10 protein-coding genes, 1 tRNA gene and 3 pseudogenes are annotated in these 17,645 nt (G+C 68.8%); 5 read left to right on the top strand and 9 right to left on the bottom strand.

All coding sequences use genetic code 11. The features are described 5' to 3' along the window. Positions 1 to 79 precede the first annotated feature (79 nt). The 3 genes from HED23_RS15505 to HED23_RS15495 all read right to left on the bottom strand — a co-directional run bounded on the left by HED23_RS15505 (position 80) and on the right by HED23_RS15495 (position 4,630). On the bottom strand, positions 80 to 2,773 hold the full coding sequence (locus tag HED23_RS15505; protein ID WP_238441967.1) for a DEAD/DEAH box helicase: 2,694 nt from the start codon (positions 2,771 to 2,773) through the stop codon (positions 80 to 82). 433 nt (positions 2,774 to 3,206) lie between these two features. After that, entirely contained in the window at positions 3,207 to 3,722 is a 516-nt protein-coding gene (locus HED23_RS15500; RefSeq protein WP_203184003.1) for a DinB family protein, read from the bottom strand. Positions 3,723 to 4,027: 305 nt separating this feature from the next. After that, the gene (locus HED23_RS15495) at positions 4,028 to 4,630 is read right to left on the bottom strand and encodes a TetR/AcrR family transcriptional regulator (RefSeq protein WP_203184002.1); all 603 of its coding nucleotides are present in this window, start codon (positions 4,628 to 4,630) and stop codon (positions 4,028 to 4,030) included. 178 nt (positions 4,631 to 4,808) lie between these two features. Between HED23_RS15495 and HED23_RS15490 the strand changes: the two genes are divergently transcribed. After that, complete coding sequence (locus HED23_RS15490) at positions 4,809 to 5,603, top strand: SDR family NAD(P)-dependent oxidoreductase (RefSeq protein ID WP_203184001.1); 795 nt, start codon at positions 4,809 to 4,811, stop codon at positions 5,601 to 5,603. Between the two features lie 50 nt (positions 5,604 to 5,653). Here the strand turns inward: HED23_RS15490 and HED23_RS15485 are convergent. Beyond that, a pseudogene (locus tag HED23_RS15485) lies at positions 5,654 to 6,158 on the bottom strand (transposase); the annotation flags it as partial. Between the two features lie 164 nt (positions 6,159 to 6,322). Further along, positions 6,323 to 7,207, bottom strand: coding sequence for an NAD(P)-dependent oxidoreductase (locus tag HED23_RS15480; protein WP_203184000.1), 885 nt, complete (start codon positions 7,205 to 7,207; stop codon positions 6,323 to 6,325). A 245-nt stretch (positions 7,208 to 7,452) separates the two neighbouring features. Between HED23_RS15480 and HED23_RS15475 the strand changes: the two genes are divergently transcribed. The 3 genes from HED23_RS15475 (at position 7,453) to HED23_RS15465 (ending at position 11,372) form a co-directional block, all read left to right on the top strand. Continuing rightward, positions 7,453 to 7,785 carry a transposase gene (locus HED23_RS15475; RefSeq protein ID WP_203183999.1) on the top strand — a complete coding sequence of 111 codons (333 nt, stop codon included), beginning with the start codon at positions 7,453 to 7,455 and terminating at the stop codon, positions 7,783 to 7,785. A gap of 97 nt (positions 7,786 to 7,882) precedes the next feature. Further along, entirely contained in the window at positions 7,883 to 8,305 is a 423-nt protein-coding gene (locus HED23_RS15470) for an IS3 family transposase (RefSeq protein WP_203183998.1), read from the top strand. A 196-nt stretch (positions 8,306 to 8,501) separates the two neighbouring features. Next, complete coding sequence (locus HED23_RS15465; RefSeq protein ID WP_203183997.1) at positions 8,502 to 11,372, top strand: toll/interleukin-1 receptor domain-containing protein; 2,871 nt, start codon at positions 8,502 to 8,504, stop codon at positions 11,370 to 11,372. Positions 11,373 to 11,487: 115 nt separating this feature from the next. On the opposite strand, the gene HED23_RS15460 is transcribed toward HED23_RS15465, so the two are convergent. Together HED23_RS15460 and HED23_RS15455 are read right to left on the bottom strand one after the other, a co-directional pair. Beyond that, a complete protein-coding gene (locus HED23_RS15460; RefSeq protein WP_203183996.1) occupies positions 11,488 to 12,252 on the bottom strand; it encodes a hypothetical protein in 765 nt (254 codons plus the stop codon). A 75-nt stretch (positions 12,253 to 12,327) separates the two neighbouring features. Then, on the bottom strand, positions 12,328 to 12,915 hold the full coding sequence (locus HED23_RS15455) for a 3'-5' exonuclease (RefSeq protein ID WP_203183995.1): 588 nt from the start codon (positions 12,913 to 12,915) through the stop codon (positions 12,328 to 12,330). A gap of 1,038 nt (positions 12,916 to 13,953) precedes the next feature. Between HED23_RS15455 and HED23_RS15450 the strand changes: the two are divergent. Continuing rightward, positions 13,954 to 14,166: pseudogene (locus HED23_RS15450) on the top strand (IS3 family transposase); the annotation flags it as partial. A 598-nt stretch (positions 14,167 to 14,764) separates the two neighbouring features. Here the strand turns inward: HED23_RS15450 and HED23_RS15445 are convergent. Both HED23_RS15445 and HED23_RS15440 read right to left on the bottom strand, forming a co-directional pair. Then, a tRNA-Pro gene (locus HED23_RS15445) sits at positions 14,765 to 14,838 on the bottom strand. Positions 14,839 to 14,888: 50 nt separating this feature from the next. After that, a pseudogene (locus tag HED23_RS15440) lies at positions 14,889 to 17,548 on the bottom strand (ATP-binding protein). Positions 17,549 to 17,645: the final 97 nt, after the last annotated feature.

Below are 17,645 nucleotides of genomic sequence, written 5' to 3'. Positions count from 1 at the left end.
TGCCCGGACGCGTCTACTGAACGGGCGGGCTCAGCCGGCCTGATCGGACGGATGGTGTCGCGGTCACGTGACGTCCGCCTCACAGACAGGTGTAATCGGCCAGCCACCCCGTCGCCCTGTAATCGCCGCGCCACGAGAAGAGCGCCGCCCCCTGATCCGGTCCGCTCCCAAGTTCCCCGCTGTCCGGGAGCGGGTACTCCGGCCCGCCCCGTTGCACGGCCCGGACACTGCACTCGTTGCCGTTCCACGTGGTGAGGGTCCGGCGGGTCGCGGCACGCACACGCACCTGGCGCCCACGCACCGTCAGTTCGTTCTCACCGATGCGCTCGCGCAGCAACGTGGCATACGACGACGGGTCCAGTCGATTTCCGCTCGGGGGTGTCCTGGTGTCCCAGTCCGGGCTCCTCAGGCCCTTGTCACGGGCGGCACTCCACATCCCGGGTACCTGAGCCTCCGCGTGCACGGGGGTCGCCATGTTCTCGCACATCCACAAGAGCCGCCCGCTGCCGCGAGTGGCTCCGCAACCGCGCCAGCGGACACGTCGGCTCAGGTCCGCAGCCACGATGGCCGCCCAAGGGTGAATGGTCCCCAGGTAGCCCTGGGAACCGATCCAGTGCAGATAGCGGGGGGCGTCGTCGAGCACCGGGCGCAGGGTCGCCTGCGGAATACCCGAGACGTCGGACACAGGGGGAACGAATTCGAGCGGGCTGTTCGCCACCGTGAGCAACGCCGCGCAGGCAAGGTCCCCGGGGGCATAGGGCTGCCGGCACTCCTCGGCAGCGGCTGCTGAGGGCTCGAACAGACGGGAGGTCTCCCCCCTGGTGCGCAGCAGGAGAGCCACCGCGGGTTTCAGGTTCTCGCCGATCGGTGCCCTGGTCAGCTTCGGCACGAACGTCGATACGAGAGAGATCAGAGTCTCTTCCGCGGTGTCCGGATCACGGGGAACCGCGGTACGGGCGAGAGCGGACCGGATCTGGTATCCGACGGAGGTCGGCACCATCACGCGTGTGGTCACCATGCCCAGTTCGGTGGGCACGATGCCGTCCTGGGCGTCGCCGTCATCCGTGTACCGGCAGTAGTCCGCCCCGACCAGGAAATTCAGGGCCCGCATCAGCGGCTCGGTGTCGTGACTGCCCTGGTGCTGGGCGAAGGTGCCGGACCACCACCGCCCGGCGTCCTCCACCGTACGGATCCGCCCCTGGACCATCTCGGCCAGTACATGATCCGCGAGGCTCGAGTTGATCTGCGAATCCACTCGGTATCCGCCTGCAAGCTGCCGTTGCCAGTGACGCTTCTCCGTCTCGTCGACGATCATGAACGCCCAGCCCGCGTCCTCTCCCTCACCCAGCCTCCCCGCCCTGCCGAACATCTGCTGGACCGTCGCGATGTCGACGTCCCGCATACCGATCCTCGTGTCCCGGACGATGACCGCCCTCGCAGGAAGATTCACCCCGGCCGCCACCGTCGAGGTGGCGACGAGCACATCGACGCGACGCTCCCGGAAGGCACGCTCGGCCTCCCGCTTGTGCTCCCAGTCCTTGTAGTGCAGGCCTATTCGTGCCGCCTCGCAGACCCTTCGCACGCCCTCCAGATCGTCGGGGCGGACACCGGAGGTCGGCACGCCCCGGCTCGCCGCAATCGCCAGTGCCGTGCTGCGCACGCTGTACTTGCTCCCGCAGAAGACCAGCACGCTCCCGTCGTCCGCTGTGACCATGGCGACGAGGCTGTTGGTCATGCGGGTTCGCGAGGCTTGCGCGGCACTCCAGTCCGAGGACGTCGGCACGGTCGGCAGCTGCCACGTCAGACGGCTGGGGCGCCATGCGATGCGGATGAGACGGGCGTTGAGCCATTCCGCGACCTGTTCCGCGTTGGAGACCGTGGCGGACAGGCCGATCATGCGCACCGGCGAGTTCTCGTCTCGGACCCTGGCCATGACAGCCTCCAGAACGGGCCCACGCTCCGGGTCGCCGAGCAGGTGCACCTCGTCCACGATGAGACACGCGACCTCGGCCAGCGCCTCCCGGAGTGAGGACGTACGGCACAGGACCTCGAACTTCTCAGTCGTCGTGACCCACAGGTCCGCCCGGCGCACCCGGTCCACGTCGGTGCTGTACTCGCCCGAAAGGCGTTCGACCAGGAGGCCCTGCCCGCGCCAGGCCGTCAGCTCCCGCTCCAGCTCGTCCGTGAGTGATCTCTGCGGCACCAGCCAGACCGCCTTGCGTCCTTCGTCCACAATGGCCCGAAGCGCTGCGAGCATGCCGATGGTGGTCTTGCCCGCACCGGTCGGCGCGACGACCAGTAGGTGTTCCTTGCTTTCCAGCACCGCCGGCGCAGCCTGGGTCTGGGCGGGGTTGAGAGTGGCGTGCGGCAGGAAGGGCATCCAGGCGGCGGGCACCACCTCCTGTGTCCTCGTGCCGTGGGCCGCTGCCTCGGCCTGTGGCGCGTGGATCCGCCACATCATCTCGAAGGCGTCCCGTGCTACCGCCGCGTCGTCTCCGTCGCCACGGGTCGCCCCGGCCGGCCCCGTGTAGGCCACCCCGGTCCGCACGTGCAACTCGCCCGCGCCGGGGGCAGCCCCGGCTGTGGAGACCAGCTCCTGTTCCGTCCAGTACTTCACCGCCCGGACCGCGGCACCCTCCCTCGTCAGCCGCTCACGCAGCGATGCGAACCGCTCGTGGTCGGGCAACAGGACGCGTATGTCGGTGCCCGCGGGGACGTGCGCCACGGAGGCTTCCTGATCGTCGGTCTTCAGCCAGTGCAGCGGAATGCCCACGTGATCGGAGGAGGCCTCGGGGGCGCGGGCAGCTGAATCTGGAAGAGCCGTGTCTGACATACCACCCAGCACAGTACTACCCCCGCCGGTGGTCCCTTCGTCTCCCCTTCGGGGCCGAGCGGTCGCGGTCGAGGAGGCAAGCCTCGCCTCCCCCGAGCAGAAGCTCACCGCGATGCACGACGTGTCCGCCCGGCACACCACCGTGCGCCTCGGGATGCAGACTTCTGAACCAGCGCAGGCCGCCTCACCTCCGACCTGGCCACAGGCTACTGAGGTCTGGTGCGTGATGTCGCTGGTCGAAGTCTTGAACTGCGAAGACGAGGGTTCGCCGCGCGCGGCATCAGGCGAAGATCACCGGTGACGGGCTCTCCCGGATGGGTGGTGCGGCGTGTTGGCCTGGTTCCTGAGGGAAGCCCCGATTCGCGGAGCTCCGCTAGTAGTAGCCCTTCGTGCCGTCGAGTAGCTCCCGGACGATGTCCGCGTGCCCTGCGTGTCGCCCCGTCTCCTCGACGAGGTGAATCAGTATCCAGCGGAGGTTGGCGCTGCCGTCGTGGAAGTCGGGGTGGCGGCCGGTGTCGTCCAGGGCGGCCGCGTCAATGATCGCGTTGCTGCGGGTGCACTGGGCCTCGTACTCCGCAAGGAGCTCTGCGAGGGGGCGGCCGTCGGTGTTCCAGTCGGCGTTCTTGCTTGACTCGTCGAATGCGGGGTTCTGCTTCTTGTCGCCGCCGAGGAACACCACTTCCAGCCATATGTGCTCGGTCCAGCGCATGTGGGAGATGAGACCGGCCATCGTCATGTCCGGTGAGGTCGGGATGACCGGGCGGCGCGCGTCCTCGTCGCTCAGCCCTTCGCATTTCCAGCGCAGAATCTTCCGCTGCAGGTCCAGCCAGCCGACGAGCGCAGTGCGTTCATCCGCTTGGCGCGGGGGGCGTTCCAGTTCCGATGACATGGCGGCGCACGCTACCAGGGAGGTGGGGGGAGGGCACCTGGGTGACTGGCTCGTCCGCGAATTGGCGGCTTGCGGCCGCTGCGACGACCCGACGGCGCGGAAGAAGCCTGACACGAGCGTCTGCGAGCGGCCGGGTGCCGACGGCGGGCACGTCGCAGGGCTGCGTGACGTGCTGCCTGACGGTCTGGTCCTGGCCCGCCCTCCGGGCTCCCTTCTGCCGTCAGCGCGTCCGGGGCTTGCAGCGTCGCGCTACCGGAAAGCCGTTCGGGTGCCGGTGGTACGGCAGGCCGGAGCAGGGGCCTCGGTCAGGTGTGTGTCGCGGCGTCCCAGGCGGTCATGGCGATGTCGATGACGTTGCCCAGCGTGGCGATGTCGGCGCCGTCGCGGGCTTGGAGGGAGAGGGAGTTGAGGACCGCGGCGCAGAAGTCGGCGAGGGCGTCGGGGGCTGCGGTGGCGGGGACGTCGCCCTCGGCGATGCCTCGGGCGATGCGGGCACGGATGGCCTCGCGGTTGGCGGCGCGCATCTGGGCGAGGCCGGTGGCGACGGCCGGGGCGTCGGCGGGCAGCGGGGCGGCCAGGACTACCAGGCAGCCGCGGGGGGTGGCGGGGTCGGTGTAGGCGACGGCGTTGTCGCGGAGCATGACCTCCACCGCAGCGCGGGCAGTGGGCTGTTCGGTCAGGGCGCGGCGGGTGTGGGCACCCTCGGTGCTGCTGTAGAGGGTGACGGCTTCCTGGAAGAGCTGCTTCTTGGAGCCGTACGCGGCATACAAACTAGGCGATTTGATGCCCATGGCCTGGGTGAGATCGGCCATGGAGGTGCTGTGGTAGCCGCGTTCCCAGAACACCATCAGAGCCTGCTGGAGTGCCTGGTCGCGGTCGAAGGATCTGGGGCGTCCTCTGCCGGTCATGGCCTTCGCCTTCCGATCGGGGCGGTTCGGGGCCGGGGTGGGCGGCGCCGCCGATTTCTGTAGTGCTCGTCAAAGATAACGCTTGACCTTGATCGGCGACCTCTGCATTATTTCTGTGTCGATCGATACAGAAAAGTTCGACGCACTACTCTTCCCTGTTTCAGCAAGGAGCCCTGCCATGCCTTCCTCCTCCGGCGCCCCGCACGACCTGTCGTCATCCGCCTTCGAGGGCAAGGTCGTCCTGGTCACCGGCGCCGGCCGCGGCATGGGACAGGCCAGTGCCCGCGCCTTCGCCACGCGCGGCGCGACCGTAGTGATCGGCGACCGCGACGCCGACCGTGCCGCGCAGACCGTCAAGCTGATCGAGCAGGACGGAGGAATCGCCGAAGTCGTCCCGGTCGACGTCACCGACGCCGCCTCGGTGCGCGAGCTGATCGCCACCATCGCTGCCCGGCACGGCCGCCTCGACGTCGCGCACAACAACGCCGGCGTCTTCACCGCCGGGGGCCCGGCCGGCGACATCGACGAGCAGCAGTGGCGCACCCAGCTCGACGTCAACCTCACCGGCGTCATGCTCACCATGAAGTACGAGATCCAGCACATGCGTGCCCACGGCGGCGGCACGATCGTCAACACCGCCTCCAACATGGGCGACCACCTGCGCTACCCGGGCACCGGCGCCTACGCCGCCTCCAAGGCTGGCGTCTCCGCACTCACCCGCGCCGCCGCTCTGGACCACGTGTCCGATGGCATCCGCATCAACGCCGTCAGCCCCGGCGCCACCGACACCCTGATGACCTTCCTGCCCGGCGAGAGCGAGACCGAACGCGCCGAGCGCCTCAACGGCACCATCCCGCTGGGCCGTCTGGCCCGGCCCGACGAGATCATCGCGGCCGTGCTGTGGCTCGCCTCCGACGCCGCGAGCTTCGTCGTCGGCCACGACCTCGTTGTCGATGGCGGCGCCAGCGCTTGAGCGCGCCGACCGGCCCGGGACGAGGAAGCACCCTCCGCCCCCCGCTTCCTCCTCCCGGCCGGTGCCCGCCCTCCCGCCACGCCTTCCAAGACGCCCGCCATGACCGCCCCGACCGGGCAGCGGATGGTGGCCGTAGGTCCGCTTCCAGGTGGGTGCGGCGTCCTTCTTCTCGGAATGCGCGGCCAACAGCACCCCGTCGAGGTCCACGGTCACCGCCCCCTATGTCGGGCGCATTCCCATGAGCCAACTCCCGGACCCGTGACCGGGCTTCGGCCCGCGCGGCGCGGATCGCCGCCAGAGCCTTCTCGCCGGAGGTGGCGAGGCTGTCGATGAGACGGAGACCGTCGGGTCCGAGGCCACCGTCCCGAACACAGTTCGCTCGGCCCGCAGCATGCCGACATCCACGAGGCAGTCCCCCCAAGGCGACCGCCGAAGCCACGTCCAGGAGGGCCTTACCCGGATCGTGGACGGCCCGCGGCTTGAGCCACGGCTCGCGAGCGCCACCGATATCGCGGTGTCCAGGCCCGCCTTTCGGACGGTCTCGACCAGCAGCACGCCCGGATCGCATCACGCCTTCTGCGCCGGCTTTCTGAGCACGATCACCCGTCCCATGGTCGGATGATTCGGCATGAGTAGTCCGGGCGGTGGTCGTGATGATGAGGCGGTCCGGCGCGGACTCCCGTTTCCCCGCGCCGGCTGGATCCCGGCCTCGGGGTCGGTCAATCGTTGCGGAGTTTGCCGAACTCCTCGATCAGCACGGGATACTGCTCCTTGCCGTGTCCGGCGGCGATCGCCCGGTCTGCCATGGTCTTGAGCAACTTCGGCAGTTCGGCGTTCACCCCCACTGCCTCGCTCTCCTCGATCAGGTGCTCCATCGCCCGTACGTCGGTCTCCAAGGCGGAGACCTCGGCGGGAAAGGAGCCGCTGTCGATCTGCTCGGCGTATCCAGGCAGCCATTCCGCCACAACGGCGGCGATCTGTCGCGCGAACGGTGCATACGTCGCGGCGTCGACGCCTGCCGTCCTGAGCATGGCCGTGCCCTGGAGCCAGGCATTCAGAATGCTCCACATCATGGCCAGGCCGGCCACGTCGTACAGCGAAGCAAGCCCATGGTCCGCCCCCAGGTAGGTGACCGTGCCGAGCGCGCCGAGTGTCGACTCGTGTATCGCGAAGTCCGTCTGCGGCCCGCTGTGCAGAATCACCGCATCGGCGGTGCCGATGGCCGACGGGACGGCCATGACGGCGCCGTCCAGGTAGCGGGTACCACGCTGCTCGGCCCATCGGGCGGCTTCTCTGGCCTGGGACGAGCTTCCCGAGGTCAGGTTGATCAACGTCGAGCCGTCCAGCTCGACATCGTCCGCGTCGAGCAGCTCGTACAGGGCCGGGTAGTCGGTGACGCAGATGATCGTCAGGGAACCGGCCTCGATCGCGTCGCCAAGGGTTGGTGCCAGCCGTGCGCCCCGGGCCACCAGTTGGTCGGCTTTGGAGGAAGTGCGATTCCACACGATGGTGGGATGCCCGGCTTTCAGGAACGCGCCGGCGAGCGCCTGGCCCATCAGGCCGAGTCCGATGATGGTCACGGGTGTTGCGGTGTTGTCGTTCATGACGGCATCGTCAACGTTGATACCGGTGTGAAGGTCAAGTGAGGCAGCGGTTCGGATCGGGGAACCGAGTCGTCGGACGGGGGTCCACACTCATCAGTTGCGCTGCTACGGAGCCCAAGGGCTGCTGGAGGCGGATGGTGGCGCCAACGGGATATCCCGAGTACGGGGAGGACGCCGTACTGAGGTGACCCCGGTGCTGTGGACACTCTGGCAATGGATCTTTCGATCCGAGGAAGGGTGTCCTGGTGGGACGTAAGTCTCCGTATCCGGCGGAGTTCAGGAACGACGCGGTCGCGCTCTGTCGCGCGGCGGGCGGGAAGCGCACATACGCGGCGGTCGCGGCAGACGTCGCGGTGCCCGGCGAGGCGCTGCGGAGCTGGGTGCGCCAGGCCGACGAGTACCCGGGCCGCGCTCATAGCCATGGTGAGCAGAGCGCGGAGAGCCCGGATCAGGAACTGGCCCGGCTGCGCGCGGGGAACGGCCGGCTGCGCAAGGCGGAGAAGGAAGGGGAGCTCGAGCGCGAGATCCTGCGCAGGGCAGGGCAGGGCGCGGCGTATTTCGCCAAGGAGATGAAGTGAAGACCTGCCGCTGGGAATTCGTCTCCACCCACGCAGAGACCTTTGGCGTCCAGCGGATATGCCGGGTCCTTCGGGTCCCGCGCTCGGCCTACCACCGGTGGATCGCCGGAGCGAAAATCGCCAGGAGCGGCAGGCCGCCGACGACGACGCCCTGCTCGTGGAGATCCGTGAGATCCACACCGAGCACAAGGGCACCTGCGGTGTCCGGCGCGTCCATGCCGAGCTGCGCGGCTTCGGGCACACGGTCAACCACAAGCGCGTCGAGCGCTTGATGCGCGTCAACGAGCTCGAAGGCCGCCATTCGCGGCGCCGCAAGCGCACCACGGTCCCGGACCGGCTCGCACCGCCCGCGCCGGACCTCGTTCAACGCGACTTCACCGCCGCACGTATGAACGAGACATGGTGCGGCGACATCACATACGCACAGGTCGGTGGCGCGTGGCTGTATCTCACCTGCGTCATCGACATCTGCTCACGCCGAGTGCTCGGCTACTCGATGGCCTCGCACATGCGTGCCTAGCTGGTGGTCGACCGCACTGAAGATGGCGGTGACGACCCGCGGTGGCAACGTCATGCGTTCGTTTATCGCGGGCTCCTACCCTGATATCGATCCCGGTCGGTGGGCTCGTAGGGACTCAATAGGTTTGGTACGCATGGAAGTCAGTCCCACGCGGAGAGGGATGACATGAACGCGGGGACGGGATACGGGGGAGGCCGTGGAACAGGCTGAGGCGCGAGTTGCCGCGTCGGACGGTGAGAGGCGACGCGACGCCTTCATCTCGTACAGCCAGAGCAAGAACGCGCCGCTCGCGAAACAGCTTCAGCGAGGTCTGGAGCGGCTGGCCGTTCCGCGCTTCCGGGCCATGCGGATGAGCGTGTTCCGCGACATCACCGGCCTGCCCGCGAACCACGATCTGTGGCAGTCGATTCAGCGCGAACTGGCACGCTCCCGTTATCTCATCCTGCTCGCCTCCCCAGACGCCGCCGCCTCGCCCTGGGTGGCCAAGGAAATCGATTACTGGCTGCGTGAGCGCGACACGGAGCACCTGCTGATCGCCGTCGTGGGTGGTGAGATCAAGTGGGACGACTCGGCTGAAGACTTCGACTGGCGGAAGACCACGTGCCTGCCACGGAACCTGGCTGGCCATTTCACGGCCGCGCCGCTCTGGGTAGATCTCCGGGAGATCGAGGAACGAGGTCATCTCTCCTTGCGTTACCCGCCGTTTCGCGCTGCCGTCGCCACCCTGGCGGCACCGTTGCACGGCCGTCCGAAGGAGGAATTGGAGCACGATGACTTCAGGCAGGTCCGGTTCGTCAAACGGCTTGGCTGGTCGAGCGTGGCCCTGCTCGTGGCGCTGCTCATGCTCGCGGTCCACGGCTTCGTCGACGCCGGCAGACAGCGTGACGAGGCCGTCGCGCAGGCCCGCGTCTCTGCCTCACAGGCACTGGCTGCCCGCTCCGGGCAGTTGCTTGCGACCAGTCCCAACCAGGCCGCACAGTATGCCCTTTACGCCGACGAGACCCGGTCCACCCCCGAGTCCCGGCGAGCTCTGGCCCAGGCCGTGGCCGCCGCGCCGCACGCCACGCGCCGGCTGCGGGCGGACGTCGACTCCGTGTTGCCCATGCAGAGCGTAGGCAACGAGGCCGACACGGACGTCGTCCTCAGCGCGGACGGTACGACAGCCGCGTACAAGTCGGCATTCGACGAGGTAACGGGCGTACGCCTCTACGACGTGGGCTCCGCCCGCCAGTCGCGTGTGCTGCACGCCAAGGGCAGGCCCAGGGCGCTGAGTCGCGACGGCCGCATCCTGGCCGCGGAGGTTTCCCTCAACCGGCTCCAGCTGTGGGATACCCGGACGGGCAAGCTTCTGCGCACGATGGCCACGGGGCACACGGAGAACCTCGCCCGCAACGTGATAGGGCTCCATGCCCTCGCCCTCTCGCCCGACGGACGGTGGGTCGCGGTCTCGCACTTCACTCCCGGGGGTGGGGCGTTCCTGGTCGTGTGGAGCGCGTCCGACGGGCGCGAGATCACCCGGCTTCCGGTGAGCGACACCAGGGTCGGGCTCGGCTTCTCCGCGGACGGTTCCCGGATGACCCTGGTCGACACCGGCCGTCAGGAGGTCCGGGAGTTCCTGACGGACTCGGCGCGCTGGGAGGTGGCCCTGTCCCTGCCCGGAATGACCAGCGACCCGGCGGGGGCTGTGAAGCACAGCGCGGTCCTGCTGTTCGACGGGGCGCGCAAGGCCCTGACCCGGACGCCGAAGCGCGCCGAGATTTGGGACCTGGAACAGCGCCGCCTTATCGCCGAACGGTCCTTGGGCGCGTACGAGAACATGACGGTCGCCGAAGGCGAGGGGACTGTCGTGGTGGGCGGGCGCGACGGCACTGTTCGGCTCTATGACGCCGCGCTGCGGCCCGGTACGACTCTGGGCCGCCTGGTCCGGCCAGCCGGCACTCTCGCCGTGTCGGCCGACGGCGCTCACGTGGCGGTCGGATCGTACGGCGGCGAGTTCAACCTCTTCACCACAGAGGTCCGACGGGGGCAGCGACTCGCATTCAGTGACCGCGAGTTCACCATCGGGGACCTGACGCCCGACGGACGGATGGCGGTGCACCGGACCGAGAGGCACACCGAGTTCTGGGATCCGCGCACCAACCGGCGCCTCGGCGCGATTCCGTACGCCAATTCGTCCGTGAACGGTGGCGACACGGCTTACGCGCTCAGCGAGGACAAGCGGTACGTCGGCATGCGGAGTGTGGAAAACGGTGAAGCCACAGGGCGATTCGACATCTGGGACCTGCGCACCGGAAAGCGCACGGGCTGCGGCCTGGCCATCGACCGGGTTTTCGACGGGAACAGCCCCGGTGTGTTCTTCCTGCCCGGCGACCGGTACCTCGTCGGCGACTGGAACGGCACCGTGGAAGTCCTCGACACCCGGACCTGCACCCGCAACACGGTGACGGCGGTCTCCGGCGACCTCGCCCTGAGCGGGGACCGCAGGACCCTGGTTCTGCTGAACGGCGCCGATGTCGATGCCTGGCGCTGGGACGGCCACCACTCCTTTGAGCACACCGCCCACACCACCCTGCCGGACGAAAGCCTGGGCCTGACCCTGGGCACGAGCGGCGTCGACCACGAGGGGAACCAGGCGGCCTTCTCCGCCGACGAAAGCCATGTGTACGTCGTACGCCTCGACTCCGGTCAGCAGATACGCTCCACGGGGTACCTGCCGGAAATGACCAACGACGCGGCGTTCAGCCGGGACGGCAGGCTGGTGTTCCAGGGTTACAGCACCGAGAGCGCCCAAGGCGTGCGCATCCTGGACGCGAGCAGCGGCGATCAGCTCGACGTATGGACCACCGATCCCCCAGCCACGTCCGCGGAGTCCGGCACCGGCATTCAGGTCGTCCCCGGGCCTGGCAACGACATCCTCACTCTCGGCCCCGACCGCAAGGTCGTCCGCCGTACGGTCGGCGTGGAGCCATGGCGGGATTTGCTGTGCGTGCTGGTGAGCCAGCCCCTGTCCACTCGGGAACGGGATCGTTACCTGGGTGGGTTGGACGTGGAGGCTCCCTGCCGCTGAACGGCGCGCGATTCGCACTGGCCGCTGCCCTGGCGACAGTTCCGGCCACGGTGGCAGCAACGGCTCACGCCTTCTCACACGCGCTGAGGCCCGTTTCGGCACCCCGCGCGCAGGATCACCCACGGAACTGCAGCGGCGATCCTGAGTCCAGATCCAATGCCACGGTCAACGTGCGCATTCGGACTACGACCAGCACACATGGCCTACTGTCACCACTTCGCCGTGCTCTGCAAGCATGCTTGCGGGACGAGGCTTCGCCGTTCCTGGCCGGCCCGGGGCCGGGGCCCGGCACCGGCTGGTGTTCGTGGACCGGCTCGTCGCCACGTTGGTTTGGTCCCTCGTCCTTCGGGTTTGCGCCGTCGGAGTGCTGATCTCCCTCGTTGCCGGCGGCGTCACCGCCGCGCTCCCGGACGTCTCCGCGAACCAATGGTCGGACCGGTGCCGTCGGGGGTTCAAAGCGTTCGTCGCCACGATGACGCTCTACATCGCGTTCGTGCTGATGGTGCTGGCGGTCCGCACCGCGCTCGCCTGACTGCGGGAGGCCGCAGCGATGGCGGGCAGCCTGGATGGAGGTCTTCTCGTCCGCGCTGATGACGTACTGGTCCTCGCCGAGTGCCTTGCCCTGCCAGGTGCGGGCGTACAGGTGCAGCACACGCTGGGCCTCGGCACGGAAGTCGGGAGCGGTGATGAAGATCCACGACCGGTGCCGCCCTGGTTTGAGGGCGTCCTCGGCCAGCCGGCGGCGCACGGTGGAGGCGGAGACGGGGCCGGTGATGCCCCGTGCTGCCAGTTCGCGGGCCAGGTCTGGGCATGACCAGCGTGTCATCGGCGCTCCGGTCTCAGCGGGCAGAAGGCAGGCCAGCGCCTTGGCCTCGGCCACTTGCAGTGCCGTGTACGACGGCGGCCGTACACGCACCTTGCCCTCGAAGCGCGCCTCGACGAGCAGGCGCGAGGGCTAGACGATGGTGGCTGTGACCGGCCATGCCCCGCGGCCCAACAGATCGAGGACGAGTGCGGCGATGTTCCATGCGTCGTCCTCTCCGCGGTGATGGCGTCCCTCGAGCGGCAGTCCGGCTATCTGTAGAGCGCGGTCCATGCCGGGTTTCTTGCGCAGCCCGTAGGCCGCGGCGAATACGGCCTTGGCGTTGGTGTGGGTGCGCTCAGTTGGATGGCCGAACGGGTAGGCCACCCCGTCAGCCTGACTCTGCCGAGCGAATTGCCGGCGGTCGTACTCGCCCCAGCTCGCCCAGGGGCGCTCCCCAGCCTCGTACTCCTCGACGAGGATCCGGCACGCTTCGGTGAAGGAGACGCCCCGTTCCACCTCGGCTTGCGTCAATCCGGTCAGTTCAGTGCAGAAGGCGCTCACCCTCGACCGGACAGGGCGGACCAGGACACGATGCCGGGACACGCGGCGCCCTGCCAAAACGTCCACGACGGTGAGACCAATCTCGATGATCTCGTTCACCGAGTCGGGCGGCGGCTGCCCGTCCCAGCATGTGGCTTCCACATCAATGACGTTCAGCAGAGCTGATTCCTGGCGCATGGGGCCGAGGGTAGGGATGCTCCCCCGGTTCCGGCACCTCAATTTCTGCGTGCCCACGCCGTCACCGCGGTCGACGTAGAGGATGGCGTTCATCAGGGCGCGTAGGTCGTGGGTGGGTTTGCGGATGCCGTTGCGGGCCTGGCGCCAGGCTTCGAGGGGGGCGGATGAGTTCCCAGCGGGTGTCGGACAGGTCGCTGGGGTAGGGCCGTGAGGGTTGCATGATGCCTGCGTACGCGGCGGCAGTCGGACTGGGCAGGGCGTGTGCAGGGGTGCCGGGTGCACCGGGGCGTGCGTTGTCGTTCCCGTGTGAACCGGTGGGTTTCCAAACGAGACGGGAAGTCCTGGAAGGAACCTGGCGCATTGCGACTCCACTGATTCCCGCAGAAGACAATTTTCCGGCGAATTGCCTCCTTGAGCGCCTGATCTAGCTTCTGAAATTCGCCATGAATCACCCAATACTAGTATCAAACACTCACCATAAGGGCGTTTTGTCCTGGAACTCTGTTTGACAACTCAGGTGCCGAAGTAGCTTGGGCCAGGTGATCGCGGGCCCGTAGGGCTTGCGGTTGAAGGCGGGATTGTCCGTGTAAGCAAGGAAGGGTGCCGGGAATGGTTACCAGAGGGATAGCGCGACTGCTGCTCAGTAACGATGGCGAAGCTGCGCTCGAGCTGACCGTGGAGCCCTGGGCGGAAACTCAACAGATTCCGCCGAATCAGACGTGGGTGGTTGTCACCCACTCGCCGACAGCAGATGGATCATGGTCTGGGACCCTGCGCGGGGACGAACCGTTCCAGGTCGACCATCGGCCCGAATCGGTCACAGTGTGGGTCAACGGCGACTGCTTCCACCTCAGTGACATGGATGGGAACTTGGTCGACTCGGCCGACTGGCATTGCCCTGTTCAGAGTTCCGACTCCTGACTTGATCAGGAGTGGCGCCACTTCGGGGTGGATTCGTGGGTGAGCCGTCGGCTCATGAGGTCGGGCCTTGACCCCGGATGTTGGACACACGAGACACTGGATCCTGAGGATCTGAGAGCCCCGAGGATCACCGCCGAACTCCGCGAGGAGAACGTTGAGGCGGTCAACCACAAACGCGTCGCCCGGATCATGCGGGCGTCCGGGATCGAAGGAGTCCGGTTGCGCCGCCGGCACCGCACCACCGTCCCCGACCCGGCCGCCGCCAAGGCCCCGGACCTGATCGGCCGCGACTTCACCGCGGACAAGCCGAACACGAAGTACGTGGAGGATGCGGCTCCCGCCTTCTTCGGTGTCCCTTTGGTGCTCCATAGCCCCCGGAGATCCACCGCCCTTGCTCCACCGAACCGATAGCAGACTACACAGACCGTCAGACGCACACGAAGGATGAAGGCGGGACCCCTTTCGAGCAAGATGACAGCCGGTCGTCTCTCCTGGCCAATGCCTGGTACTCGACGCGCGACCTCGCCGCCTGCCTGCGTGTAAACACCTCGACTCTGAGCCGTTGGCACACCGCTCGGCCACCCCGGGGTCCGCCCTTTCTCCCCGTTTCGGAACGCGTCATCATGTACATCGCACCGCGCGCGAGTCCGCTGGTTCGGTCCGGCTACGAAGCGGCGTCTGTCCCTGTCGGAGGGGAAGGCGGACGAGGACGAAGCGCAGGAGTGGCTCCAGTCCATCATCGAAGCGGCTGAGGCAGGCCTGTCCCCCGTCACTCGCCACCGCGATCGCTACCGAGCCCCCTCGCCAGGACCCGCTGACCCGGTCAAGGACGCCGGACCTCCAGCTGGTCCCCAACTGGTCCCCAAAAATGATCAAGGGCCGGTTTCGGATTACTCCGAAACCGGCCCTGACCTGCGACTGTCTCCAGTCGGGACGACAGGATTTGAACCTGCGACCCCTTGACCCCCAGTCAAGTGCGCTACCAAGCTGCGCTACGTCCCGATGCACTTCCTCCCGGTCTTCCCGGGTGGCGGCGCAGGACAAACATTACCTCACTCGGAGGACCGGATCGACGCCCGTACCTGCTGGGCACGGTTCGCCAGCCCCTCGGCTCCGCAGGCGGTCGCGAGCTTCTGCGCCAGGGCGACCTCCCGCTGGGAGCGGATGGCGGTGCCGTACTCGAAGCGTGCCAGGGCGTGCTCGTAGGCGGACGACGAGGCCTCGAGGTGGCGTACGGACTCGGCGAGCAGGTGGGTGGCCTCCTCTCCGGGGGTACGAAGAGGGCTACGCAGCGCAGGGCCTCTCCGATCGCCGTGCCGGTGCCGAACCGTTCCGCGTGGACGCGCGCCCGGGTCGCCAGCTGGGCGGCCCTGACCGGGTCGGTGTCGGCGAGAGCGCGTGCGAGGTCCCCCGCCCAGGGTGCCCAGACGCCGTTGAACCGGCCCCGTGGTTCCAGGGACGCGCCCGCCGATTCCAGCTCGGCCACGGCCTCCTCCATGCGGCCCTCGGCCAGCAGCAGCCGGCCGCGTACGCACGGGGCGTCCGGCAGGACCATCGCGCTGGGGTAGGGCGGGCCGAAGTCGTACCGGTCGGCGACCAGCCGGGCCTCGGCCGTCCGGCCTCGGGCGAGCAGGGTGTCGACGAGGAGGCAGGTGGCGTCCCAGTGGACGGGCAGTCCGCTGCCGGCCCGGTCCGCGAGGCGCAGACCCTCCCGCAGGAAGCCCTCGGCCTCTGCGAGACGGCCTCGGCGGCGATGGACGAGCCCCAGGAGGGTGTGTGCGAACGCGAGGTGAGCGCCGCTCCAGCCGGAGATCTCGAAGGCGCGCACGGCCTCGCCGAAGAGTGCTTCGGCCCGGTCGAGCTGGTCGGTGAACGCGTAGGTGATACCCACCATCGCGGGCAGTTCGAAGCCCCATTCCGAATCGGTCCAGCCGAGACCGCGTGCGGGCCGCCCGTCCACGAGTGCTCGTTCGCAGAAGTCCACGACCAGTTGGGCGTTCTCGCCACGGAGCATGGCGTCGAAGGCGCGCAGGGTGAGCAGGGCGCGCTCGGCGTTGTCGCGGCCCTTGAGGTGGTCGGCGTTGCGGGCGAGGCGGACCGACCGTGCGGGCCCGTCGTCCTCGGTGGCCTGCATGCCCTCCCAGAGGAAGTGCGCGGCCTGGAGCCGCATCAGGCCGGGGCCGGGAGCGGTCCGGGACGCCTCGGCGGCCAGCGAGAGCGCCGCGTCCTTGAGCTGGTTGTTGTGGGACAGGGCGGAGGCGAGCCGGAAGGTGGCGTCGATGCGGAGCGTCTCGTCGAGTCCCGGCGTGTCGAGTGCCGCGCGCAGGTGCTGCACGGTGGTGGCCGGCGAGGAGAGCAGCGTGGCGCAGCCCAGTTCGTACAGCAGCACCGCCCGCTCGCGGGGGCGCGGCGGCTCGTCGAGGGCGCGTTCCAGGCAGCGCCTGGCAGCTTCCGGTGCGCCGACCGCGAGGTGCTGCTGTGCCGCCTCCCGGAGCTGCGCGACCAGCTCCTGATCGTCGTCCGGGTGCACTTCGAGCAGGTGGCGGGAGGCCGCCGCGGCCCCGAGGCCGGCCTGGGTGATCGCCCATGCCGCACGTCCGTGCATGGCGGTGCGGGTGGCCGGCGGGATGGAGCGGTACACGGCGGAGGCGATGAGCGGGTGGACGAATTCCAGCGGGTCGAATCCGCTGACGATGCGGGCGTCCCGCAGCCGGGCCGTGCAGTCGGCGGCCTCCGCCGAACTCATTCCGGCCAGCGTCGCCGCGAGTTCCTGGGAGATCTCGGTGCCGAGCACGGCCGCGGCCCACGCGAATCGGTTGGCGTTGGTGCCCAGACGTTCGAGGCGTGCGACGAGCCCGCTCCCCCGGGCGGACGCGCCGAGCTCGCGCAGGAGGCCGGCGGATTCCTCGACCGGTGCCAGTTCGCGGTCCTGCGCCTTGGCGACGAGTTCGACCGCTTCGTACGGATTTCCTCCGGTGACGGCCCAGACCTCACGGCAGAAGGGGTCGTCCGCGTGATCGCCCAGGCCGGCGCGCACCAGGTCGGCCGTGGCATCCGGGGTGAGCGCCCGCAACGCCACCCGGATCAGTGCCGGGTGGCCCGGCGTGACGCCGCTGTCCGGGGTCCGCGCGACGGCCCAGTCGGCGTCGCGGTCGGCGAGCTCCTGGGGGCGGTGCGCCTGCACCACCAGTACGGGCAGTTCGGACAGCCGTGCGGTGAATCCGGAGAGCCAGGCGAGGGACTCGCCGTCCGCCCAGTGCGCGTCGTCCACTATGAGCAGCAGCGGCCGGTGACTGAGGCGGGAAGCGAGCCGGGACACGACGTAGTCGAGGCCGTCCCTGACGCCCTGCGGGTCGGGCTGAGGGCCGCTGGGGTCCGCCAGGCCCAGAGCCGGCGCGGCGATCTCGAACCAGTCGCCGAAGAGGGCGCGGGTCTCGTCGGCGGGGAAGCGGTCCAGCGCGGGCTGGAGCAGTTGGCGTACGACGTGGAACGGCACCGAGGTGACGGTCTCGCCGCCTCGTGCCGACCAGATGGTGCAGCGGTCGGCGGCCATGGCCTGGATCTCTCCGAGCAGTGCGGTCTTGCCGATGCCGGCTTCGCCGCTGAAGACCAGCAGCCCGCCGGCTGCTTGTCCGCCACAGAGGGCGTCCAACGCCTTTGCGGCGGCGGCGAGTTCCGGTTCGCGCTCGTACAACGGCCGGGACGGCTTCATGCCTCCCCTTCCCAAGGTGGTTGCGGAGAGCCCCGAGCCTATCCGCGCGCGGGTGCCCGCGGACAGGGTTCCCGCGGTTCTCCGCAGGTGCGAGGCA

Source organism: Streptomyces pratensis, assembly GCF_016804005.1.
Taxonomy (GTDB): Bacteria; Actinomycetota; Actinomycetes; order Streptomycetales; family Streptomycetaceae; genus Streptomyces; species Streptomyces pratensis_A.
Note: the sequence above shows the minus strand (reverse complement) of the source record. Positions and strands in the feature narration are given on the sequence as shown.

Bases quoted from the DNA above. Each gene is read 5' to 3' on its own strand.
- HED23_RS15500 (WP_203184003.1), bottom strand. From the start codon at position 3,722: ATGTCATCGGAACTGGAACGCCCCCCGCGCCAAGCGGATGAACGCACT.
- HED23_RS15455 (WP_203183995.1), bottom strand. From the start codon at position 12,915: ATGCGCCAGGAATCAGCTCTGCTGAACGTCATTGATGTGGAAGCCACA.
- HED23_RS15490 (WP_203184001.1), top strand. From the start codon at position 4,809: ATGCCTTCCTCCTCCGGCGCCCCGCACGACCTGTCGTCATCCGCCTTC.
- HED23_RS15480 (WP_203184000.1), bottom strand. From the start codon at position 7,207: ATGAACGACAACACCGCAACACCCGTGACCATCATCGGACTCGGCCTG.
- HED23_RS15495 (WP_203184002.1), bottom strand. From the start codon at position 4,630: ATGACCGGCAGAGGACGCCCCAGATCCTTCGACCGCGACCAGGCACTC.